23 protein-coding genes and 1 riboswitch are annotated in these 21,770 nt (G+C 68.3%); of the genes, 11 read left to right on the plus strand and 12 right to left on the minus strand.

What is annotated here, in order from left to right:
* Positions 1–70: 70 nt before the first annotated feature.
* Positions 71–1,600, minus strand: coding sequence for a penicillin-binding transpeptidase domain-containing protein (locus CHC08_RS04535; protein WP_089205876.1), 1,530 nt, complete (start codon positions 1,598–1,600; stop codon positions 71–73).
* 86 nt (positions 1,601–1,686) lie between these two features.
* Here CHC08_RS04535 and CHC08_RS04540 point away from each other — a divergent pair, with 86 nt between their 5' ends.
* Entirely contained in the window at positions 1,687–2,508 is an 822-nt protein-coding gene (locus tag CHC08_RS04540; RefSeq protein WP_089205877.1) for a spermidine synthase, read from the plus strand.
* A 77-nt stretch (positions 2,509–2,585) separates the two neighbouring features.
* Here the strand turns inward: CHC08_RS04540 and CHC08_RS04545 are convergent, their stop codons facing one another.
* Entirely contained in the window at positions 2,586–4,358 is a 1,773-nt protein-coding gene (locus tag CHC08_RS04545; RefSeq protein WP_089205878.1) for a sensor histidine kinase, read from the minus strand.
* Positions 4,359–4,550: 192 nt separating this feature from the next.
* On the opposite strand from CHC08_RS04545, the gene CHC08_RS04550 reads away from it, so the two are divergent.
* From CHC08_RS04550 to CHC08_RS04560, 3 genes are all read left to right on the plus strand, one after another.
* On the plus strand, positions 4,551–5,918 hold the full coding sequence (locus CHC08_RS04550) for a serine hydrolase (protein ID WP_089205879.1): 1,368 nt from the start codon (positions 4,551–4,553) through the stop codon (positions 5,916–5,918).
* A 246-nt stretch (positions 5,919–6,164) separates the two neighbouring features.
* Complete coding sequence (locus CHC08_RS04555) at positions 6,165–6,434, plus strand: hypothetical protein (protein WP_218825120.1); 270 nt, start codon at positions 6,165–6,167, stop codon at positions 6,432–6,434.
* Between the two features lie 120 nt (positions 6,435–6,554).
* Positions 6,555–7,442, plus strand: a complete 888-nt coding sequence (locus CHC08_RS04560) for a pirin family protein (protein ID WP_245878121.1) — start codon at positions 6,555–6,557, stop codon at positions 7,440–7,442.
* 221 nt (positions 7,443–7,663) lie between these two features.
* Here CHC08_RS04560 and CHC08_RS04565 read toward each other — a convergent pair whose 3' ends face one another.
* The 6 genes from CHC08_RS04565 to ngcE all read right to left on the minus strand — a co-directional run bounded on the left by CHC08_RS04565 (position 7,664) and on the right by ngcE (position 12,575).
* Complete coding sequence (locus CHC08_RS04565) at positions 7,664–8,224, minus strand: superoxide dismutase family protein (protein WP_089205881.1); 561 nt, start codon at positions 8,222–8,224, stop codon at positions 7,664–7,666.
* 110 nt (positions 8,225–8,334) lie between these two features.
* Positions 8,335–8,625, minus strand: a complete 291-nt coding sequence (locus CHC08_RS04570) for a 4a-hydroxytetrahydrobiopterin dehydratase (protein ID WP_089205882.1) — start codon at positions 8,623–8,625, stop codon at positions 8,335–8,337.
* Positions 8,612–9,211, minus strand: a complete 600-nt coding sequence (locus CHC08_RS04575) for a hypothetical protein (RefSeq protein WP_089205883.1) — start codon at positions 9,209–9,211, stop codon at positions 8,612–8,614. The genes CHC08_RS04570 and CHC08_RS04575 overlap by 14 nt, the downstream gene beginning before the upstream one ends.
* Before the next feature lie 98 nt (positions 9,212–9,309).
* The gene (locus CHC08_RS04580) at positions 9,310–10,200 is read right to left on the minus strand and encodes a carbohydrate ABC transporter permease (protein ID WP_089205884.1); all 891 of its coding nucleotides are present in this window, start codon (positions 10,198–10,200) and stop codon (positions 9,310–9,312) included.
* The gene (locus tag CHC08_RS04585) at positions 10,200–11,111 is read right to left on the minus strand and encodes a carbohydrate ABC transporter permease (protein WP_089205885.1); all 912 of its coding nucleotides are present in this window, start codon (positions 11,109–11,111) and stop codon (positions 10,200–10,202) included. The genes CHC08_RS04580 and CHC08_RS04585 overlap by 1 nt, the downstream gene beginning before the upstream one ends.
* Before the next feature lie 6 nt (positions 11,112–11,117).
* On the minus strand, positions 11,118–12,575 hold the full coding sequence (ngcE, locus tag CHC08_RS04590; protein ID WP_089205886.1) for an N-acetylglucosamine/diacetylchitobiose ABC transporter substrate-binding protein: 1,458 nt from the start codon (positions 12,573–12,575) through the stop codon (positions 11,118–11,120).
* A gap of 330 nt (positions 12,576–12,905) precedes the next feature.
* On the opposite strand from ngcE, the gene CHC08_RS04595 reads away from it, so the two are divergent.
* From CHC08_RS04595 to CHC08_RS04620, 6 genes are all read left to right on the plus strand, one after another.
* Positions 12,906–13,553, plus strand: coding sequence for a class II aldolase/adducin family protein (locus CHC08_RS04595; protein WP_089205887.1), 648 nt, complete (start codon positions 12,906–12,908; stop codon positions 13,551–13,553).
* Between the two features lie 5 nt (positions 13,554–13,558).
* Complete coding sequence (locus tag CHC08_RS04600) at positions 13,559–14,773, plus strand: DUF4032 domain-containing protein (protein WP_089205888.1); 1,215 nt, start codon at positions 13,559–13,561, stop codon at positions 14,771–14,773.
* Positions 14,774–14,924: 151 nt separating this feature from the next.
* Positions 14,925–15,305 carry a hypothetical protein gene (locus CHC08_RS04605; protein WP_089205889.1) on the plus strand — a complete coding sequence of 127 codons (381 nt, stop codon included), beginning with the start codon at positions 14,925–14,927 and terminating at the stop codon, positions 15,303–15,305.
* A gap of 4 nt (positions 15,306–15,309) precedes the next feature.
* Positions 15,310–16,260 carry a hypothetical protein gene (locus CHC08_RS04610; protein ID WP_089205890.1) on the plus strand — a complete coding sequence of 317 codons (951 nt, stop codon included), beginning with the start codon at positions 15,310–15,312 and terminating at the stop codon, positions 16,258–16,260.
* 58 nt (positions 16,261–16,318) lie between these two features.
* Positions 16,319–16,699 (plus strand): roadblock/LC7 domain-containing protein, encoded by a 381-nt coding sequence (locus tag CHC08_RS04615; RefSeq protein ID WP_089205891.1) that lies wholly within the window; start codon positions 16,319–16,321, stop codon positions 16,697–16,699.
* A 12-nt stretch (positions 16,700–16,711) separates the two neighbouring features.
* Positions 16,712–17,083 carry a hypothetical protein gene (locus CHC08_RS04620; RefSeq protein WP_089205892.1) on the plus strand — a complete coding sequence of 124 codons (372 nt, stop codon included), beginning with the start codon at positions 16,712–16,714 and terminating at the stop codon, positions 17,081–17,083.
* A gap of 47 nt (positions 17,084–17,130) precedes the next feature.
* Here CHC08_RS04620 and CHC08_RS04625 read toward each other — a convergent pair whose 3' ends face one another.
* Entirely contained in the window at positions 17,131–17,991 is an 861-nt protein-coding gene (locus tag CHC08_RS04625; RefSeq protein ID WP_089205893.1) for an alpha/beta fold hydrolase, read from the minus strand.
* A gap of 127 nt (positions 17,992–18,118) precedes the next feature.
* Positions 18,119–18,811 (minus strand): hypothetical protein, encoded by a 693-nt coding sequence (locus CHC08_RS04630; RefSeq protein ID WP_089205894.1) that lies wholly within the window; start codon positions 18,809–18,811, stop codon positions 18,119–18,121.
* Positions 18,812–19,034: 223 nt separating this feature from the next.
* Positions 19,035–19,183: riboswitch (cyclic di-AMP (ydaO/yuaA leader) on the minus strand.
* Positions 19,184–19,440: 257 nt separating this feature from the next.
* Between CHC08_RS04630 and CHC08_RS52300 the strand changes: the two genes are divergently transcribed.
* Positions 19,441–20,328: a lytic polysaccharide monooxygenase auxiliary activity family 9 protein gene (locus CHC08_RS52300; protein WP_089205895.1), complete on the plus strand. Its 888-nt coding sequence runs from the start codon at positions 19,441–19,443 to the stop codon at positions 20,326–20,328.
* A 110-nt stretch (positions 20,329–20,438) separates the two neighbouring features.
* On the opposite strand, the gene CHC08_RS04640 is transcribed toward CHC08_RS52300, so the two are convergent.
* Positions 20,439–20,777, minus strand: coding sequence for a hypothetical protein (locus CHC08_RS04640; protein WP_089205896.1), 339 nt, complete (start codon positions 20,775–20,777; stop codon positions 20,439–20,441).
* Positions 20,778–20,886: 109 nt separating this feature from the next.
* A complete protein-coding gene (locus CHC08_RS04645; RefSeq protein ID WP_245878122.1) occupies positions 20,887–21,681 on the minus strand; it encodes a DUF4253 domain-containing protein in 795 nt (264 codons plus the stop codon).
* Between the last annotated feature and the right edge of the window lie 89 nt (positions 21,682–21,770).

Genomic DNA, 21,770 nt, shown 5'->3' on the forward strand with positions numbered 1-21,770 from the left:
GCGTCCTGCTCCGGAACGGGTCGGCGTGGCCGGCGACCTCCGGGCGTGGCCGCGCGCGAAAGCCAGAGGGCTAGAGCGCCCGCAGGAAGCGCGCGGCGATGGGGACGGCCGCCTGCGCGCCGCTTCCGCCGTTCTTCACAAAGACGGCGAAGGCCAGCTTTCCCCGGTAGCCGATGAACCAGGCGTGCGTCTCCTGCCCGTTCACCTCGGCGGTCCCCGTCTTGCCCGCCGTACCGGCGGGAAGGTTGGCGGAGGAGGCGGTGCCGCTCGACACGACCTCCCGCATCATCGTGCGCAGGCCCGCGGCCACCCCGGGCGGCAGGGCGACCGTGTCCTCCGGCTCCGCGGCACGTTTCATCATGGACGGCTGGTGCCAGGATCCGTTCTGTACGGCCGCCGCGGCCAGGGCCATGCAGAGCGGGCTGGCCACCACCGAGTTCTGGCCGATGGCGTCGGAGCGGAGGTCGTCGACGTCTCCGTGGGGTTCGATCCTGCCGCAGACCCCCGGGCCCTTGATGTCCTGGTTGAATCCGAACAGCTCGGCGGCTTTCACCAGGCCGCCGGCCGAGAGCCTCAGGATCGACTGCTCGACGAAGGTCGTGTTGCAGGAGACCGCGAAGGCGCCGGCCAACGTGATGGTTCCGGGGGCGGCGTCCCCTCCGGCGTTCCGGATCGACTGGCCGTTCGGAGGGGTGTAGGTCGCGGGGCACCGTACCGGTGAGTCCGCGCTCAGGCCGGCGGAGAGCAGGGCGGCGGCGGTGATCACCTTGAACGTCGAGCCCGGGGGGTAGTAGCCGCGGAAGGCGCCCTCCCCGCCCAGCCGGTCGGCGACCGCGAGCACCTGGCCGGTGTCGGCCTGGATCGCCACGATCGCCGCCGGCCTGTCCACGCCGTCCAGCGCGCGGGCCGCCGCGGCCTGGATCGGCCGGGAGAAGGTGGTCTTGATCTGCTTGGCGTTCGGCGGCGGGAACGTCACCAACTCCTCGGTCCTCCCGTCCGCCGCGACGGCTTCCAGGACGTAGCCGCTCTCGGTCGCCCCCACGTCGGCGTTGAGCCCGCCGAGATAGTCCTCGGCCCCGCTGTCGCGCGGGAACCGCACGCCGGAACGGGTGACCAGCTCGACCCCCGGCGCCGGAACCTCCCTGAACCGGAGCCGCCCGCCGTCCTTGAGCGCCGGGTGCAGCGTCTCCGGCGTCCAGAGCACCTTCCACCTGCCGTCCCGCAGGGCCAGGCGCAGCGTCGAGGCGAACGCCCAGTTCCCGAGGTCCTTGATCCCCCTGACTCCCTGGAACGGCAGCTCCGCCCGCTCGCCCTGCCGCTTCAGCGTGCCGGGGGTGAGCGTGAGCGACTCGATGTCCAGATCGCGGCTGAAGGCGAGGTGCCGCTCGACGAAGTCGGAGGGGGCGTCGGCGACCAGGCGGCTCATCGTGGAGATGTCGCTGTCCTGCCAGGCACTCAGGTAGGCCTCGGCCGTCTCCTCGGGACCGGCCGCCGCCGGAGAGCCCGGTTCCGGCCCGGTGGGCCGTACCAGAACGTAGACGCCCGCCCCGCTGACAAGGAGCACGACGATGATGAGCACGAGGACCGCTCGACTACGCATACGGTTTCTCCCATGGATTTCTCCCCGGGTGTATATCAGACGAAAGAGGCTCAAATCTGATGGTCAGGCGGGAATTGAAGGGGCCGATGCCGGGCCGTTATCCGGTCACCTTCGGCGAGGTCGACCTTCTACAGGACCTGGACCGTTCCTCCGGCTGGGTGATCTCCAAGGACGGCGTCCCGCAGTCCTACGTGGACCTGGACGACGCCACCTACCTCGACTTCGAATACGTCCAGCTGATGGCCGTCGTGATCGACCTTCTCGGCGAGGGCCCGCTGGACGCCGTGCACGTGGGCGGCTGCGCCTGCACCCTGCCCCGCTACGTCGCGGCGACCCGCCCCGGATCCCGGCAGATCGTCGCCGAGCCGGACGGGGACCTCGTCCAGCTCGTCAGAGACCAGCTCCGGCTCAAGTCGGTGCCCCGGCTCAAGGTCAAGATCCTCGACGGCCGTACGGCCACCGCCGGGCTCCAGGACGACTCGGCCGACCTGATCGTGCTGGACGCCTTCAGCGGCGCCGCGATGCCGCTCGACCTGGCCACCTCCGAATACATGGGTGACGCCGCCCGCGTCCTGCGCCCGGACGGCACCCTTCTGGTCAACATCGCCGACGGCAAGGGCCTGGCCTTCGCCCGCCGGATGCTCGCCACCATCCGGGGCACCTTTCCCCAGGTCGCCCTGCTCGCCGAGCCCGGCGTCATGCGGGGACGCCGCTTCGGCAACCTCATCGTCGCCGCCTCCCACCTCGATCTCCCCTTCGCCGGCCTGACCAGGAAGGCCGCGGGCGGCCTCACCCAGGCCCGATGCGTGTACGGCGACGAACTCGTCAAGTTCATCGCCGGGGCCCGGCCGCTGAACGACGGCGACGCCGTGATCATCCCCGTCCCGCCGCCCGCCGTCTTCGGCTGACCGTACGGTCTCCCGTCCCGTCCCGTCCCGTCCCGCCGCCCGCCGTCTTTGGCTGACCGTACGGTCTCCCGTCCCGTTCAGCCGAGCGTGGGCACCCAGGCGCGCACCCGCGTGCCCTCGCCCGGTCCGCCCGACACGTCCAGCCCGCCGCCGAGGGCGGTCATCCGGTCGGCCAGCGCGCCCAGCCCCCGGCGACCGGTCGCGTCCAGGTCGAAGCCTCTCCCGTCGTCTAGGACGACCGCCTGGAGCCGGCCGGCGGACTGCGTCAGCCGCACCTCGATCCGGGAGGCCGCGGCGTGCTTGAGCGCGTTGGCGATCGCCTCGCTCACCGTGAAGTACAGCGCGCCCTCGACCTGGTCGGGGAAGCGCCGTGCGCGCAGGTCCGGGTCGGCCGCCACCGTCGTGGCCACCGGCAGGCGTGAGCAGCGTTCCTCGACCGCCTCCACCAGGCCGCCCTGGCTGAGCACGGACGGGTGGATGCCGGCCGCCAGCTCCCGCAGGTCGTTGAGGGTCTGGCGGGCCTGCTCGCGCAGGAGCGCCAGGCTGTCGGCCCCTCCGCCGGTCGCGCGGGCCAGCTCCAGCCCGGCGATCAGCGCGACGAGCTGCTGCTGTGCCCCGTCGTGGATGTTGCGCTCGATCCGCCGGCGTTCGGCCTCCTGCGCGTTGACCAGCCGGGTCACCAGCCCCGCGTTCTGGATCGCCAGCCCGATCGGCACCGCCAGCGCGTCGAGCAGCCTCCGGTCCTCGGCGGTGAAGCGCCCGGCCGTCCTGGGGCCGCACGCGATGTGTCCCAGCCCGGCCGGAACGGTGAGCACGGCCACACCCTCCTCCCGCCCCGCCACCACCCGCGTGCCGTCCGCGAGCGCGACGGCCGCCCACCGCGTCTCCAGCCCCGCCCGTACGGCCCCCGCCAGCCTGCCCAGCTGCTCCACCGGCTCGGCCTCCTCCAACCCCGGGCCGAGCTCCGTCAGGAGCTCGTCCACCGTCGGCCGGAGGTCGAAGACCAGGAAGAACTTCGAGCCCCTGATCCCCACCCGGAGGTCGAGCAGGTTGTGCCGGAACACGGCCACCACGATCACGGCGGGCAGCGTGGCCATGGCGACGATGACACCGGCCCAGCGCGCCGTCTCGCTCTCCCCCGCCAGGAACAGCGTCAGCACGAATCCCCCCAGGGTGACCCCGGAACCCGCGACCATCCAGCGGAGCCGGCTGCGCTCGGTGGAGGTGCTGCGCCACCAGCGGCGGATCAGGGAGACGAGCACCGACAGCCCCACCAGGAAGGTGACAAGCTGTCCCGTCCCGGCCACGAACGCCGCGAGCAGACCGGCCATCCCGCCGAGTCCCAGCGGGTTGCCACCGCCATCGGGGAAGGCGCCGGCCCAGACCTCGTCCGGGGCCAGGAGCACGCCCAGACAGTGGGCGGTGATCGACGCCGCGGCGATCCAGACGCCCGCGCGCCAGCCCCGCGAGGGCAGATGCCCGTCAGGGAACAGCAGGGGGACGAAGACCCAGGTCAGGCCGTAGAAAATCGTGTACAGAGACGCCAGCAGGGCTCCGAGGACGGGTATGAACCCCTCACCGGCGTCGTTCCTCACCAGGAGACCCACCCCGAGGCCTCCGAGGCCCAGGCAGACGGCGGAGGCCAGCAACAGCCAGCCGTAGACGTTGTCGGGCCGCCTGACCGCGATGAGCCAGCCGACCGCGGGCAGGAGCATGCACGCCGCGCCGAACAACCACTCGGTGATCGGCAGGGGCCAACCGGCCGACAGCACCTCACCCGCGACGATCCCGGCCGCCGCCGCCCCGGCCATCGAGGCGGCGAGCGCGCGGGCCGGGGCGGTGGAGTTCATGGAAGGCAGGGTGACCTACCGGACGGGCCGCCGTCCATGAGGTTGTCCGCACAGTCGGTGTGGTTCGCCGCACCCCGGAAGACGGAGGTCCGCCGGATGGTGCGGCGCCATGGCCCGTCCTAGTTTCGGATCAAGGCCGCCGGGAGGCGGCCCGACACCCGAGACACACGTCATCCGAGATAGGAGCCTTTCGTGCGGTTACCGTTCCGATCGACGCGCTTCCTGACCCTCGCCGTCGTCACGGCGGCCGTCCCCTTCACCTCGCTCGCGGGTGGCGGACAGCCTGCGACGGCGTCCACGGCCCAGGTGGTCACCGTCGCCCCGGAGATCCCCGACAGCCCGGCCGGCCGGCAGCTCCGCTGGTTCCTCGACGCGCCGAGCCGTGCGCCTCTGACGGAGAGCGAGCTCGGCGAGCACGTGAACGCCGCGTATCTCCAGGCCCTGACGGTCGACGGCTTCAACGCGTTTCTCAAGAACGCGACCGGGTTCCAGCTGGAGGAGCTGACCACGGTGACACCGACGGCCCTGGTGGGCACGGGGGCGATCGGCAGCCAGAAGTTCGTCCTCCAGCTCCGCGTGGACGCGGCAGGGAAGATCAACCTGATCGGGGCGACGCCCCCCGCGCCGCCCATCCCCGCCTCCCCCACGAGCTGGAAGCAGCTTGACACCCGGCTCCGCAAGGCCGCCCCCCAGGTGGGCTTCCTCGCGGCCGAGATCGACTCCCGGGGCCGCTGCGAGGTCGTCCACGCGGTGAACCCGGACAGGGCGCAGCCCCTGGGCTCGATCTTCAAGCTCTACGTGATGGGCGCCGTGGCCGAGAAGATCCGCGACGACAGGCTGAGCTGGAACACCAAGCTCACGATCAGACCCGAGTGGAGGAGCACGGGCGAGGGCGGCCTGGCGGAGCGGCCGGACAACAGCACCGTCACGGTCCGCGAGGCGGCCAAGCTGATGATCTCGATCAGCGACAACACCGCCACCGACCTCCTCATCCACACGGTCGGACGCGGGGCCGTCGAGTCCACGGTGCGCCGGTGGTCGGGCCACGCCAAGCAGAACGTCCCCTTCCTCACCACGCGCGAGCTCTTCCTGCTCAAGGGCGTCAACTACCCCGGACAGGCCAACGCCTATCTGGCCCTGCGCCCGGCCAAGAAGGCGGCCTACCTCAAGAACACGGTCGCCAAGCAGGCCCTGACGGACATCAGGCCCTGGGACAGGCCTCGTGAGATCGACAGGCTGGAGTGGTTCGGCTCGCCCCGCGACGTCTGCCGCGCCTACGCCGGGCTGGCCACGCTGAACAGCAAGCCGCTGCACGAGGCGATGTCGGCCGACGACCTCGGACTCAAGCTCGACCCCAGGAAATGGCCGGTCGTCTGGGCCAAGGGCGGCTCCGAGCTCGGGGTCCTGGACCTGTCCTTCCGCGCCCGCTCCGCGAAGGAGAAGACCTACGTCGTCACCGCGCTGACCAACAACCCCCAGAGCGCGATCGACGAGAGGACGGCCGTCGGGGAGCTCATCTCGCTGAGCCGGGGCGCGTTCACGCTGGCCACGTCGGGCTGAGTCCACGCCCGGCCGGATCGTCGCGTCCACCCGGCCGGGTCCGTGCCCTGCCCGGATCACCGCGTCCACACCGGCCGGGGCCGGCCGGATCCTCCGCGGTTCGATCGGATCCGGCCGGCTGACGATTCCACCGGACAGCCGGTCACTTCCGGGGCCGCGGCACTTTCGACGCCGCGGCCCCGAATCATGGAATAGTTGAAACATCAACTGAGTTATCACCGGCGAACATCGTAGGAAGGATCCAAGATGCCAGCCGTGACCGTAGGGAACCCACTGACCCTGCCCCGCCTGCCCCAGCCGCTCGACGCGGTGCGGGAGCGCGAGGTGCTGACCATCACCACCGCACCCAGCGGATTCGATGGAGAGGGCTTCCCGGTCCGGAGGGCTCTGGCGACGATCAAGTCCCAGTATCTCGACCCGTTCATCATGATGGACCAAATGGGCGAGGTAGATTACGCGCCGGGTGAGTCCAAGGACTCTGTCAATTGGGGGAGCATCCCGACGGATGCTCGCTGACCTGCGGAAAATTCCATCCAGAGGAGAGTCGGACCCATGCCTGCTGTAACTGTCGATAACCCCTTGACCCTGCCGCGCGTGGCCGCATCGGTGGATGCCGTGGCTCGCCCCGTTCTGGCCGTGACGACTGCGCCGAGTGGCTTCGAAGGTGAGGGTTTCCCCGTTCGCCGGGCGTTCGCGGGGATCAACTATCGGCATCTGGACCCGTTCATCATGATGGATCAGATGGGTGAGGTGGACTATCAGCCTGGGGAGCCGAAAGGGACCCCCTGGCATCCGCACCGTGGCTTCGAGACCGTCACGTACATCATCGACGGGATCTTCGACCACCAGGACTCCAACGGTGGCGGCGGCACCATCACCAACGGCGACACCCAGTGGATGACCGCGGGCTCGGGCCTGCTGCACATCGAGGCCCCACCGGAGGCGCTCGTCATGTCCGGCGGTCTCTTCCACGGCCTGCAGCTGTGGGTGAACCTGCCTGCTAAGGACAAGATGATGGCGCCGCGCTACCAGGACATCCGCGGCGGCAACGTGCAGCTGCTGACAACCCCGGACGGCGGCGCGCTGCTGCGTGTGATCGCCGGTGAGCTGGACGGCCACAAGGGTCCCGGCATCACGCACACGCCGATCACGATGGTGCACGCGACGCTGGCGCCGGGCGCGGAGATCACGCTGCCGTGGCGTGAGGACTTCAACGGCCTCGTGTACGTCCTTGCGGGCAAGGGCGCGGTCGGTGCCGAGCACCGGCCGATCCAGCTGGGCCAGACCGCCGTCTTCGGCGCGGGCTCCTCGCTGACCGTCCGCGCGGACGAGAAGCAGGACTCGCATACGCCGAATCTGGAGGTCGTCCTCCTTGGCGGCCAGCCGATCCGAGAGCCGATGGCACATTACGGACCGTTCGTCATGAACACCAGGGAAGAGCTTCAGCAGGCGTTCGAGGACTTCCAGAAAGGGCGGCTGGGCACGATCCCGGCCGTGCACGGGATGTCTGAGGGCGGGCTGTAGGGCTCGCTGGGACCACACGAGGACGAGTCCGGTCCGGGTATGGACGGGGCTCGTCCGCGTTTGACGAGCTCACCAAGGCGTTCGAGGACTACCAGGCAGGCCGCCTGGGCACCATCCCCGCTCACGCCTGACACGAGGCGAGGCCGGATCCGGCGGGAACCACGCCGGATCCGAAGGAACCGCACGCCACGGCGCCCTCGAAGCGGGAGCCGTACGGGGCCCTAGACCTCGGCGAGGGTGACGCAGGCGATCCGAGCTCCGGCGGTGCCCGCCTGGGCGCCGGCGGTCGCGGTCTTCTCCGCGTGGATCACCAGCGACCGGGGCAGGCGGCCGGGGACGAACGCCCAGTCCTGGGTGGCGGTGGCCGTGGCATAGCCCGAGGCGTCGGTGGTGAGGTCGAGCCACACCTCGTTGTCCGCGCTCGCGTGGGTGTGGGCGTGCTGGTAGTGCGGGCCCGCGTCCTCCGGCTTGATCCCGCATGGGTTCACGTGCAGGTGCACGCCGTACGTCCGGTTGGGCAGCAGGCCCGCGACCGTGACCGTGGAGGTGGCGAGCACCGCCCCCGATTCGGCCGTGGCATTGACCGAGGCCCCCGCGGGCGCCAGGGCGGTGTCGTAGACGATCGCCGAGGCCTTGGGCCTGGCCGCGATGAGCGTGCCACCCCCGGCCAGGCGGATCGCGGTGGCGGCCGGGCTGTGCGTGGGCGGCTGGGCCGCCGGCGCCTGCTGGCCGCAGGCCACGGCGAGCAGGCCGAGGGCGACAAGAACACCGAGAATGCGCATCCGGCATCTCCCTGATCAGATGGGGCAGGAGCAGCGCCCACTCTAATCAGTAATCATGCGATCACTCATGGTATTCATATTTTTCCGTCCGGACACGGCCGGTACGAGCCTCAGGTGTGGGGCGCGGCGATCTCGTCGATGCGGGCGGCGAGGGTGAAGTCCGCGTCCGTCAGACCACCGGCGTCGTGGGTGGTGAGCGCCAGGTGAAGGGTGCGCCAGCGGATGTCGATGTCGGGATGGTGGTTGAGCTTCTCGGCCTCGACCGCGATCTCGTCCACGATGCGGATCGCGGCCGGGAAGTCGCGGGCGGTGATCTTACGGCGGATCTCGTCGCCTTCCCGCCGCCATTCGGGCACGCCGGTCAGTCTCTGGTTCACCGCGGAGTCATCAAGCAGGTCCATCGGCCCAGGAGATCACGTTCTTGGCGAAGACACCAAGCCGGGGCAGGTTTCCCGCGCGCCGGGCCATGGCCATGACGCCCTGGGCCATGGACGTGGCGTGGGTGCCCTTGTCGAGGGCCTGCTCCAGCTCCGGCAGGAGGCCGGGCAGGCGGGCGAGGCTCCACTCGTGCCAGGGTGACAGGCGGGTGCCACCGCTGTCGGGGTCCTCGGCGCGGTAGGCCGCCAGGATCGGGCACTCCTCGTGGATCCGGATGAGCCATGCCTCGATGTCGGCGTTGAGGGCCGCGATCCGGGAGGGCGCGGCGTAGAGCCAGCCGTCCTCGCCCATCCGGTCCGGCTCGCCTCCGCCGGGGTAGGCACGGATCACCGCGCCGTGCAGGAACAGGCCGCTGGCCGCCAGCAGCTGGCGTCCCTCGCACCAGTCGACCGTGTTGCGCAGGGGGCCCGGGACGGTGCCCACGATGACCTCGCGTTGCGAGCTCGTGGGCTCGCGGCCGAAGCGCACGTGCACTTCTGCCCACATGTAGTAGTCGGCCTCCCCCGCTCCGAAGAACGGGAAGGGAAAGGCCTGTTCCGGGTCGGCCATGAGTGAGCTTCTCCGAGGAGAGGGGGCGGGAGTCGTTCCGAATAAGAACGACTCCCGACGACCCCGCCGGGATTACCGGCGAAGCGACACCGTTACGGCTATTTGACGGCGCCCGAGGTGAGACCCGACTGGATCTGGCGCTGGAAGATGATGTAGATGATCATGACCGGGACGATGGCGATGCTCAGCGCGGCGAACATGCCGGGCCAGTCGGCCTCGTAGCCGGCGCTGGTGGAGATGTTCGCGACACCCTGGGTGATCACCCACTTGTCCTCGACGTTGCCGGACAGCAGCACGATCGGCAGAAGATACTGGTTCCACTGGCCCAGGATGTTGAAGATCGTGATGCTGATCAGGCCGGGCTTGGCCATCGGCACCATGATCTGGAAGAACGTCCGGGTGTGGGAGCAGCCGTCCATCATCGCCGCCTCGGCCACCGAGGTGGGCAGCGTCTTGAAGAACGCCGACAGGAAGAAGACGGTGAAGGGCAGCGAGTAGGCGGTGTAGACCAGGATCAGGCCGAGGTGGGTGTCGAGCAAACCGAGGTTCTTCACCACGAAGAACAGCGGGACCAGCGCGAGGAATACCGGGAACGTCATGCCCGACACGAACAGGAAGTAGATCAGCCGGTTACCTGGGAAGGTGTAGCGCGCCAGCACGTAGGCGGCCATCGAGCCCAGCAGCATGGTCGCGGCCGTGCTGCACGCCACCACGAAGATGGTGTTCAGCATGTACTGGCCGACGTGGGCCTTCTCCCAGGCCCGGCCCCAGGAGTCCCAGCCGAAGGAGGCCGGCAGGGCGAGGGGATCACCGAAGATCTCGGTGTTGGTCTTGAAGGAGGCCAGGAACGTCCACAGGATCGGGCCGATGATGAGGATCGCCCAGATCACCAGCGCGAGATGGGACATGGCACCGAAGATCCCGAGCGGGTTCTTCCGCTTCTCAGGTCTCTCGGAGGAGGACGGCCGGTGGGCCTGGTCCGTAACCATCAGAACTCGATCCTCTCGCGCCTGGTCACGCGCAGAGTCAGTGCCGCGAACGTGATGGTCATGAAGAACAGCGCCACGCCCATCGCCGACGCGTAACCGAACTTGGAGAAGCTGAACGCCGTACGCCAGATCTCCAGTGGGAGCACTGTCGTGGAGTTGTCGGGCCCGCCGCGGTCGACCGAGAGCACCTGGACCAGGGCGAAGGCGTCGAAGGCGGCGATGCCCAGGTAGACCCAGGCGACCTGCATGGTGTCCCACAGCAGCGGGAGCGTGATCCTGAAGAACAGGGTGAACCGGCCCGCGCCGTCCAGCGCGGCGGCCTCGAACACGTCCTTGGGGATGGTGGACATGCCGGCCGAGAACAGGACCACGTAGAAGCCGACGGCCTGCCAGACCATCACACCGATGATCGACAACAAGGCGATGTCCGGATCGATGAGCCAGCCGACCGGGTCGATGCCGATCTTACCGAGCAGGCCGTTGATCACACCGGTGTCGTCGGCGCGGTAGATCGTCTGGAAGAGCAGGCCGACGATGGCCACCGCCAGGACCTGGGGCAGGAAGAAGATCACACGGTAGACCTTCGAGCCCCAGACTCCGGTCATCTGGCCGCCCTTCTGCCCTCCCCCCAGGTTGAGGAGGAAGGAGAAGAACAGCGCGATCACGATGGTGACCAGCGGCATGACAAGCAGCAGAACACCATGGTGACGCACCGCGGCCCAGAAGACCTCGTCGTCCCACAGCCTGGAGTAGTTCTCCAGGCCGACGAACTGAGGATTTGCCGAGATGCCCTTCCAGTCGGTCAGCGAGATGTAGAAAGCCTGGATGTACGGGCTGACCACGAAGACCACGTAGAGGAGCACCGGCGCGGCGAGAAAGCCGACGATGAACGGATACTTGCCGTGCCGCATTGGCGCCTACACCGTCCGGTTCTGCTTGGTGATGGACGAGTCGGCCTTGGTCTTGTCGGCGGCCTTCTGCATCTTGTCGCAGAACTCGTCGGCGGAGATGCGGCCGAACATCAGCGCGTTGGTCTGCTTGCGCAGCTCGGTCTCGAACTCCTTGTACCAGTTCTCGAAGCTGCTGTAGGTGACGATGTTCTGGCCGGCGGCGGTCTGCGCGGCGCTGAGGCTGGCGTTGCCGGGCGAGAGCTCCAGGCCCTCGGCGGCGCCGGTCACGACGGTGATGTTGCCGGACTTCTCGGTGAAGCCCTTCGCGCCCTCCTTGGAGAGCATGATGCGCAGGTACTCCAGGCCGCCCTTGGGGTTCTTGCCCTTGGCGGGGACGATGTAGGCCTCGCCGGCGGCGGCGCGGATGGCCTCGAAGGGCATCTTGTCGGCGGCGGTGACGCTGGGGGTGGGCGTCAGGGCGTACTTGAAGGTGTCGGGGGTCTGGCTCTTCTGCTCGTTCTCCAGCCAGGAGCCCGAGGGGTAGAGGGCGACCTTGCCCTGGTTCTGCTTGAGCTGTACCCCGGTGTGGATCTCGCCCTCGAAGGACTTGTCCATGAACTTGCCGATCTCGGCCCAGGCGGCGGCGGACTGCTTCATCGAGTCGCGCTTCCAGACGCCGTCGACGAGGTTGTCGACGTCGAGCAGGAACTGGTTACCCTCGATCTTCGCGGCGGAGATGAGGATCATCCAGTAGGCGTAGTAGGAGGCGTTCTTGCCCGCGTAGGCGAAGGGGACGACGCCGGCGGCCTTGGCCTTCTCGCAGAAGGCCTTGAACTCGTCGAAGGTCTTCGGCGGGGTCCAGCCGTTCTTCTCGAACAGGGCGGAGTCGTACCAGAGGCCGTAGGCGGAGAAGACGTAGTTCATGAGGTACGGCTTGCCGTCGATGAGACCCGACTCGACGGTGCCCGGCGCGACCGTGTCGCGCACCTTCTTGCTCGGGTCGTCGATGGAGGGGGCGTCCCACAGCTCGGTGAGCTCCAGAAGCTGACCCTCCTGCTGCAGGGCCGCGTTGTCCATGAGGTCGGTGCCGGAGTTGGCGATCATGTCCGGGACGTCGCCGCCGGCGAAACGCGGCTGCAGGGTCTGCGCGATCTGCTGCGTTCCGACGTGCTTGATCGTCGCCTGCGGGAAGGCCTTCTTGTACAGCGGCTCGTGGACGTCGGTGGCGTAGCTGTCACCGAGGCCACCCTTGAAGATGACCACCTCGAGCGGGGCGTTGGCGGCGACTCCGAACGGGTTGGCGGCCGAGACCGCGCCCCCGGAGGACGGAGCGGCGGAGGCGGTGGCCGCGGGGGCCTCGCCCCCACTGGTGGCGCAGGCGCTGAGCAATCCGGCACCGGGGCCGGCGATCAGAGCGGTCAGGCCGATCCGGCGGATCATCTGCCGCCGGGTGATAGCTCCTGGCGTACCGGCCGAGTTGGACATGTAACCCTCCTGAGCGGGGGATCAATTAGGAAAGTTTCCTAAACGTTTGCCCGAAGGTACGTACCTCCGTAGTCCAGCGTCAAGAGGTCTCAGCCGGTCTAGACCGAGCCGTGATGTCCTCGCGACATATCCGGTAGCAACCAAATGCCAAAGAAGCGCAATCTCAGGACGAAAGGTCACAGACCACCCGATATCCCCTGCAAGACCGTTGACTCAACGCTCCCAGGAGAGTAAGGAATCTGCGGCTTCCCGTCGACAATGGGCAACAACCGGTCTAGACCAGATAATGAAGGTTTGCCGCCCATCACCGCAAGCCCTTACTTTTAGAACATGTTGCTGGGGGACGAACGACGACTGCTGTGCGAGTACGGCCGCCGGGCCTCCGGGACCGGCCTGGTCATCGGAAGCTCCGGCAACCTGAGCGTCCGGGTGGACGACCTGGTCGCGGTGACACCCAGCGGGATCTCCCTGGACCGGCTGGAGCCCGGGGACTGCCCGATCGTCGACGTCGAGGGCCATCTGGTCGAGGGAGAGCTGCAGCCGTCCTCCGAGACCCCCATGCATCTGGCGGTCTATACGGCCACCGGCGCCGGCGCCATCGTGCACACCCACTCCACCTTCGCCACCGTGATAGCCACGACCATGACCGAGCTCCCGCCGATCCACTACAACGCGCTGCTGCTCGGCGGGACCGTCAGGGTCGCGGACTACGCCACCTACGGCACCCCCGAACTGGCCGCCAACGTCAGGGAAGCCCTCTCCGGCAGGCGTGCCGTGCTGCTGGCCAACCACGGCGGGGTCACCTTCGGCGACGACCTCGGCGCCGCCTTCGAGGCGACCCGGCTGCTCGAATGGCTCTGCGAGGTCTACGTGCGGGCCAGGAGCATCGGGCAGCCCCGGGTGCTCACCGAGGAGCAGCTCTCCGCGGTGGTCCAGCGAGCTTTCCAACCGCCCACATTTCCCCGTCGCGAGGATTGACTTCCATGCCCCTCCAGCTCACCGGCGCCCCGAGCGACCCGGATCTGATCCGCCTTCCCTGGGACGTCCCGCTGGAGGAGTGGCCGGCGCATCACCTGGTCTCCCTGCCCCGCGGCATCTCCCGGCACGTGGTGCGCTTCGCCCGGCTCTCCGGCAAGGTCTACGCGATCAAGGAGATCAGCGAGTACTACGCCAAGCGGGAGTATCGCCTCCTGTGGGACCTCAGCCGGATGGACACCCCCTCGGTCGAGCCGGTGGCCGTGGTCACCGGGCGGACCGACGCGAACGGCGAGCCGCTCGACTCCGCGCTCATCACCCAGCACCTGCAGTTCTCCCTGCCCTACCGGGCGGTCATGTCGGGCACGCTCCGGCCGGAGACGCTCAACCGGCTGATGGACGCGCTCGCCGTGCTGCTGGTCCGGCTGCACCTGAGCGGTTTCTACTGGGGCGACTGCTCGCTGTCGAACATCCTGTTCCGCCGGGACGCGGGCTCCTTCGCCGCCTATCTGGTCGACGCCGAGACGGGTGAGCTCCACCCCATGATCAGCGAGGGCCAGCGGCTGTACGACATCGAGGTGGCGCACACCAACATCTTCGGCGAGATGCTCGACCTGGAGGCGGGCGAGCTGCTCCACGCCTCCATCGACCCGGAGGAGGTCGCCGACTCGATCTGCGAGCGCTATCACGCGCTCTGGAACGAGCTCACCTCCGACGAGATCATCGAGGAGGTCGACTGGCACATGATCGACCAGCGGATCCGCCGGCTGAACTCACTCGGCTTCGACGTCGCCGAGATGATGGTCCGCCGCAAGGCGGGCACCGGACGGCTGATCGTCCGTCCCAAGGTCGTGGACGCGGGCCACCATCAGCGCAGGCTGCTGCGGCTCACCGGCCTGGACGTGGAGGAGAACCAGGCCAGGCGGCTGCTCAACGATCTCGACTCCTTCCGGGTGTCGTACGGCCTGCGCCACGAGGACGAGGCGATCGTCGCCCACCGGTGGCTCGCCGAGGTCTTTCAGCCGACGGTGCAGGCCGTGCCCCAGGAGATGCGGGGCAAGCTGGAGCCGGCCCAGCTCTTCCACGAGGTGCTCGACCACCGCTGGTACATGTCGGAGCGGGCCGGGAACGATGTCGGCCTGCCCGCCGCGGTGGATTCCTACGTGAAGAATGTTCTTATTTTCAAGCCGGACGAGGAGGCACTTATCACCGAGTCCATCTAGACGAATTTCCACTCGGAGTGCCTATCCTTCTATCCGGTTATTGAATCCTGCCCCTCCTTCTATCGGAGTTGCGAGTAGGGCACTCAACTCCGGCGGGCTTTCCCTACGCTGTCCGGGCGACCTCTTGAAAGTCGTTGGCGAGGGAGAGCCCGTGCTCGGAATCGAAGACTGTTTGGCCGAGGTCATGGCCATACCCGGTGCGCTGGATGCGGTTCTGATCGATCAGACCAGCGGGATGGCCGTGGCGACCGGCGGTGGGGGCCGTCACACCGACGCGGAGAAGTCAGCCGCGGGATTGAGTGAAATCCTCCGCGCGACATTGGACGGGCTCGCCGTGGCCTCTCCCGGTGGAACAATCCGAATCCGCGACATGATCATAACCACGGACGACGGGCACCATTTACTGAGACCGCTGGAAACGGTTTTCGATGGTCCTCTGGTCATTCATGTCAGGCTCGATCTGAACCGCTCGAATCTGGCTCTGGCCCGTCATCGTCTTCAGGCGCTGTCCGACTGCCTGATAACGACGTGAATCCATGCAGAGCGTCGAGAACATACTTCGCGGGCTCGCCGACGATCGGGCCACCGGCTCGCTGCGTCTGGGTAAGGCCGGAACGTTCTACCTCACCGACGGCCGCGTCACCTACGCCGAGAGCACGGCCGCTCCCCGGGTGGAAGACCTTCTCACCGCCAGCCGCAGGATCTCCGCCCATGCCGTACGGCAGGCCAGGCAGGCCGCCACCGAGGGCCGGTGGGGTGGCGAGCAACTGGTCGACAAGGGCGTTCTCACCAGGGGCGAGCTTGAGTTCTGCGTGCTGAACGCGGTGCTCGACGCCGCCTACTTCCTGTGCGGCGCCACCGGACACCGGCCGCGGTTCCGGCCGGGAGAGCTGCACTGGCTCGGGCCGCAGTGGTACTTCGAGGTGACCGGGCTGTTTCGGGAGTGCAAGCGAAGGAAGGCACGGTTGGACGAGACCTGGCCGTCCGCGGAGCTGGACGCGCTCCCGGTTGTCCCGCTGGGACGCATCACCGCTCAGCGGGTCGTGCTGACCCCCTTGCAGTGGGAGGTGCTGGTCGGCGCAGACTCCGCGACGCCTCCCGCCGATCTGGCGCAGAAGCTGGGCCGCCCGGCCTACTCGGTGCTGCTCGCCGTACGGCAGCTCGCCTCGTCCGGGCTGCTCCGCATGCCGGAATCCGAGCCCGGGGCGGTGCCCGCCGCCCCGGCGAGACCCGCCAAGCCCGCTGTCACCTCCGGCCCTTCCGCTCCCGGCATGCCCGCCGCGCCGGATCCGCCCGCTCCCCTCGCCACCCCGCAGCCGCCCGACACCCCCGACCTGCTGCCCAAACGGACACGCGGCGACACGAAGATCCCCGACGCCGGTGCGACCTCCTCTGGATCATCCGACTGGCTCCCCGCGGCGACGGGGGACCCGACCGACCTGAACCTGCTCATCCGGCTGAGGAACGCATTGGAGGCACTGACGTGAGCTGGCTCCGATGCCGATAAGGCCGCGGAGGCTGAAGTTGATTGGAAGGAGGATTCCGGTGGAGCTCCGTGACACGGTACGCCAGGAGATGATGCTGCTGCGTGCGCGCATGCCCGATGTGGACGGATGCGTCGCGTGCAGCGTCGACGGCATGACGATAGCCGATGACCTGGGCGAGAACGCCGAGCAGACCGGCGCGCTCTCCTCCGCACTCCTGGCCCTCAGCCGCCGTATGACGAGCATGGTCGACAAGGGCACCTTCGAGGAGACGTTGATCTCCGGCACCAACGGCTACGCGGTCTTCTACGCCGCCGGCCCCAAGATCGTCCTTACAGTCCTCGCACGCCCCGGTACCAACCTCGGGCTGCTCCGGCTGGAGGGCCGCAAGACGGCGGCGAACCTGGCCGCCATCACATCTCACATGTCGGTAACTCAGTGATCGGAGCCTGGAATGGGCAACATGGACATCTCCCTCAAGGAGATGATGGCGATCGACGGCGCCATCGGCGCGGTGGTCGTGGACTACAACAGCGGGATGGCGCTGGGCGCGCTCGGCGGTTCCAAGGACCTTGACCTTCAGGTCGCGGCGGCGGGTAACACCGAGGTCGTCAAGGCCAAGATGCGGACCATGGAGTCGCTGGGCCTCAAGGACGGCATCGAGGACATCCTCATCACGCTCAGCGGCCAGTATCACGTGATCCGGCCGCTCGCCGGCAGGAGCGGCAAGGGTCTCTTCCTCTACCTCGCGCTCGACCGTGCCCGGGCCAACCTCGCACTCGCGAGGCACTCCCTTCGCGGCATCGAAGAGAAGCTCGAGGTCTGATCCTCCGGTACGGCTTACGCCCCGGGAGGCGTAAGCCGTACCGGAGCTCAATCTTCGGCGGCCGCGGTGAGCTCGCCGATCGCGCCGACGAACTCGGGCCAGAGCGGGCGGGGCAGATCGTGCCCCATGCCGGGGAAGGTGATGAGCCCCGCTCCGGGGATCGCCTCCGCCGTGGCGATCCCGCCGGAGAGCGGCACGAGCTGGTCGTCCTCACCGTGCAGCACGAGGGCGCGCACCGTGAGCTCCTTGAGCATCGGCGCGCGGTCGGCGGAGGCCGTGATCGCGGCGAGCTGTCTGGCCGATCCGGCGGGATCGAAGGACCGGTCGTAGCTCAGCCCGGCGAGCCTGGTGGTCCGCTCACGGTCGAGCGGATATCCCGGGGAGCCGATGACCTCCCAGGTGGCCAGCGCTCGCTGGATCGCGGTCTCGCGGTCGGACGCGGGTGGCGCCATGAGCGCCGCCATCGCCGCCTGGGTGGGACGGGCGGCCTCCGGGCTCGGAGTGGACATGATCGAGGTGAGGCTGCGCACCCGGTGCGGGTGGCGGATCGCCAGCAACTGAGCGATCATGCCGCCCATCGAGGCGCCGACCACGTGTGCGGACTCCCAGCCGAGCGCGTCCAGCAGCCCCGCGGCGTCGTCGGCCATGTCGTCCAGCAGGTAGGGGGCCCGCATGTTCTCGCCGAAAACGGGGGCGCCCGCGTCGTGGAGATGGGTGCTCTCACCGACGTCGCGATTGTCGAACCGTACGACATGGTGTCCCGCGTCGGCGAGAGCCCCGCAGAACTCCTCGTCCCAGTGGATCAGCTGGGAGCCGAGTCCCATGACCAGGAGAAGCGGGCGGCCCCGGGGGGAGCCGAAGGTGTCGTAGGCGATCTCGATGCCGTTCGCCGAGGCGCGCTGAGTCATGGCACTCCTACCGTGCTGGTCCCGCGAATGTCCTGTCGATCCTGCGGAACAGAATGTCATTCGGTAGAAACGAGGACAAGGGCGGGAGTCCGGCGTCGTAGGCGCCCGGCCTGGTTAAGGCCGTCGGTCAGTCGTTGACGACGTCGACCTTCGGGGGCGTGGCGGGGTTGTTGTCCTTGCGGCTCCACGCGCCGGTGGAGAACGCCATGGGGTAGTTCTTCTTGCCCACGCCGGTGCCCCACTTGGTGACCACGTACTGGACGTCGATGTGGCCCAGGCCTCCGTTGCCCTCCACGGCGAGCGTGTCGGAGTTGAACGTGCCGCCGGTCAGGTCGGCGAAGGTCTTGGCGTCGATGTCGATCATGATTCCGCTGCTGGAGGGCGTGCCGGGGCCGCGGTCACCGACAAAGAAGGGGGCCTTCTTGCCCTTGTAGATGACGTAGCCCTCGGTGAACAGGGGCCAGCTCGGACTGGCGATCATGCCCTTCTGCATCGGCTTGCCGCTCGCGGGCAGGCCGGTGTCCCCGGCGCGGCCGGAGGCGTCGTCCCAGAAGTAGGAGGCCTTGGTCGAACCCTTGAGGAGGGGGACGTCCGAATCGAGCTTGGGCTCGGGGCTCGTCGGTGCGTTGAGGCCCGCCGGCACGTCGAGGCTCGCCGGCGCGAAACCCGCCACGGCGGGGGACACCGAGGCAGGGAGCGCGTCCGCGCAGTGCGCGGAGGCCGGGAGTGCCGAGGCGACACCGGCGGAGGTCAGGATGCTCGCGCCAAGGAGGGTGGCAGCGGCGAGACGGTTCTTATGCGGACTGAGGGAGAAACGCATGGAAGAGCCTCTTTCGCGAGGGAATGGGGCAGCCGCGTGCGACACACGGGGAGGAGGCACTGGCGGAGACGCGCTCACAGAACGGGAGGACGTAGCCGGATCAACCGGGCGCTACGCGGAGCACGTGCGGGAGGACACCGCGATCAGGTGCGGCGGAGGTGCTAGACGATCGACACGAACGGAAGATGCACCGGTACGAACATGACGCGGTGATCCATAGGGGATCTCCTCTCCATCTCGTCTACCGGGTTAGCTGACGGGTTCGGGCGGTGGAGTTGCCCTACCGCCGCACGTTCGCGGCGGATTCACCCCACGAGGTGGGTCCCCGGCTCCCGCGGCCCTACTGACCTTGGGATTCGACGCGGCTGGCCGCTCCTTCCGATGAAGGGCAGGTCGCCAACCGGTAAATGGGACACTACCGACCCAAGGGGACAAAGCAAAGCAAAAGCCACGAAAGCCCCAGAAGATCTACCTGCAATCGTCAAGGAACCCTTACCGGGCAGACCTTGACCATCTTGCTCACGGGCGTTGACTTCAGTGAAACTGTTAGTAAAGTTACCTAATAGTCGACCGACGATCATCACCTTGAAGTGCGATTTCTTCCTTTCCACCCCGGGGGAGACAGTCTAATGAACAAGCGTAAGATCGCTTTGATCGCCGCTGCCGCCAGTGCGCCGGCCCTTCTCTCGACGGTGCTGATCACTTCCGCGCAAGCCCATGGTTCGATGGAATCCCCGGTCAGCCGGGTCTACGCGTGCTTCCTGGAGGGACCGGAGAGTCCCGACACCGCCGCGTGCAAGGCCGCGGTCACGACCGGCGGCACCCAGCCGCTCTACGACTGGAACGAGATCAACATCGGTGACGCCGCAGGGCGGCACCGTACGATCATCCCCGACGGCACGCTGTGCAGCGCCGGGCGCGCCAAGTATCGGGGGTTCGACGCGGCCCGCACCGACTGGCCCTCGACCGCGCTCCCCGCGGGCGGCGGCGCCTACACCTTCAGGTACAAGGCCACCGCGCCCCACCCGGGCAGCTTCGACGTGTATGTCACCAAGAACGGCTACAACCCCGCCCAGCCGCTGAAGTGGTCGGACCTGGAGACCACGCCGTTCCTCAAGGTCACCAACCCGGGCCTGGTCAACGGTGCCTACGTCATGCAGGGCCAACTCCCCTCGGGCAAGAGCGGGCGCCATCTCATCTACTCGATCTGGCAGCGCTCCGACAGCCCGGAGGCCTTCTACACCTGCTCCGACGTGACCTTCGGCGGCACCGCCTCCCCCAGCCCGACCCCGACGGTCACCCCCACCCCGACTCCCCCCGCCACCCCGAAGCCCACTCCGACCCCCACGCCCACCCCGACTCCCCCGGGTTCGGCACAGGCCTGGCGCACGGGCGTCTCCTACGCCACCGGAGCGCTGGTGACCTACTCCGGGGCCACCTACCGCTGCCTCCAGTCGCACACCTCGCTGACCGGCTGGGAGCCGTCCAACGTCCCCGCCCTCTGGCAGCGCCTCTGAAATCCCCGGGCCTCTGTAAAATCTCTGGCCTCCGTAAAACCCCCGAGGAGACCCGGCCCGAGGCGGCCGGGCCTCCTTGAGTGCCTCCCGCACCGCCCGCGCGTGAGTGGTCAGGCGGGCAACGCGTCACCCGGGAAGCTCCGGGCAGGATGCACCTCGTAGACGAAAACACCTGCTTTAACGCCCGGGTCGTCATCCATGATCTTGATCGTCTCGTCCTGGTCAAGGTTGAAGATGCCGATGCCGCTGACCTCGGTCTCGTCCATGACCGGGAGAACGACGGACAGCAGCCCGTCGGCGCGCAGGGAGAAGTTGCGCCGCCCGTGCTCCCAGATGATGCCGTCGACGCCTTCCATCTGCCGGTTGGGGCCGGTTTTGAGGATCACGACGGTGTACGGCTTTGCCGTCGACAACTGCGCGCGCATCTGCTCATCGGTGATGGTCGCCATCTTCGTCTCCCTGTTCGGTAACCAGTACTTGATACACGGTCCCCCCGACAAAAGGTCCTTCGTCCTGAGGATCGCGCGCGGGGAAAACCGCCGGGGGACGACCGGCCCGTCAGTCCCACCAGAAGGACCAGGTGTTCCTGCCCTTGATCTGCTCGGCGTAGTCGATCAGCGTCCCGGCGCCCTGGGTGATGCTGTCGGGACAGAACGTCCAGTGTTCGGCGGCGACGTGCAGGGCGTGTTCCGAGGTCACCGGGGGCGCGGCGATGCTCAGGTCCAGGGTGTTGAACCCCATGCCGACCACCCGTGCCCCGAATCTCTCCTCCCAGCTCCGCACCACGGCGGCGAGCGGGACCATCCACTCGTTGTGGTTCAGGGCGCCCTGCCACCCCATGACGGCCAGAGCGTCGGCCCCCCGATCGGCCGCGATCAGCCCGAGAGGGGTCCTGCGCTCGGCCACAAGCCCGGCGTACCAGTCGGCGACCACGCCGGGGTCGGCGGCGAGCTTGCCGGACGGGGCCGGACCCGGGCACTCGGGACCGAACGGGTCCAGCAGCTCCAGCTGGTCGATATGGGCCCTCGCGATCCAGTCCGCCCACACCTCGGCCATGAACGCCGCCGTGTGGTAGTGATCGATCTCGACCACCGTGTCCGGAGCGACCTGGCCCGTCGACCACGGCTGTATGGAGTCCTCCAGCAGCACCGGCCACAGACCCGAGTGCTCATGCTGGGCCCGGAGATCGGCCCACAGCTCACCCGGCACCGCCTCGTCACTGAGCCAGAACGCCGGACGGCGACGAATGGCCAGCTGTGCGTAACCGGGGTCGGGCCAGACCACATCCCCCGGCGGCAACTCCACCGAGAGCGTCCGCCCGTCACCTCCGTCGGCGAACAGCTGACCCAGCACTGGCGGAAGTTGCCCACGCTCGCATTCGTCCATCTCTACCGATCCGATCCTGACCACGGATCAATTTTGGCCTGTCAAGCGCCCCAAGG

It is taken from the genome of Streptosporangium subroseum, from assembly GCF_900188345.1.
In the GTDB taxonomy this organism is placed as follows: domain Bacteria; phylum Actinomycetota; class Actinomycetes; order Streptosporangiales; family Streptosporangiaceae; genus Streptosporangium; species Streptosporangium subroseum.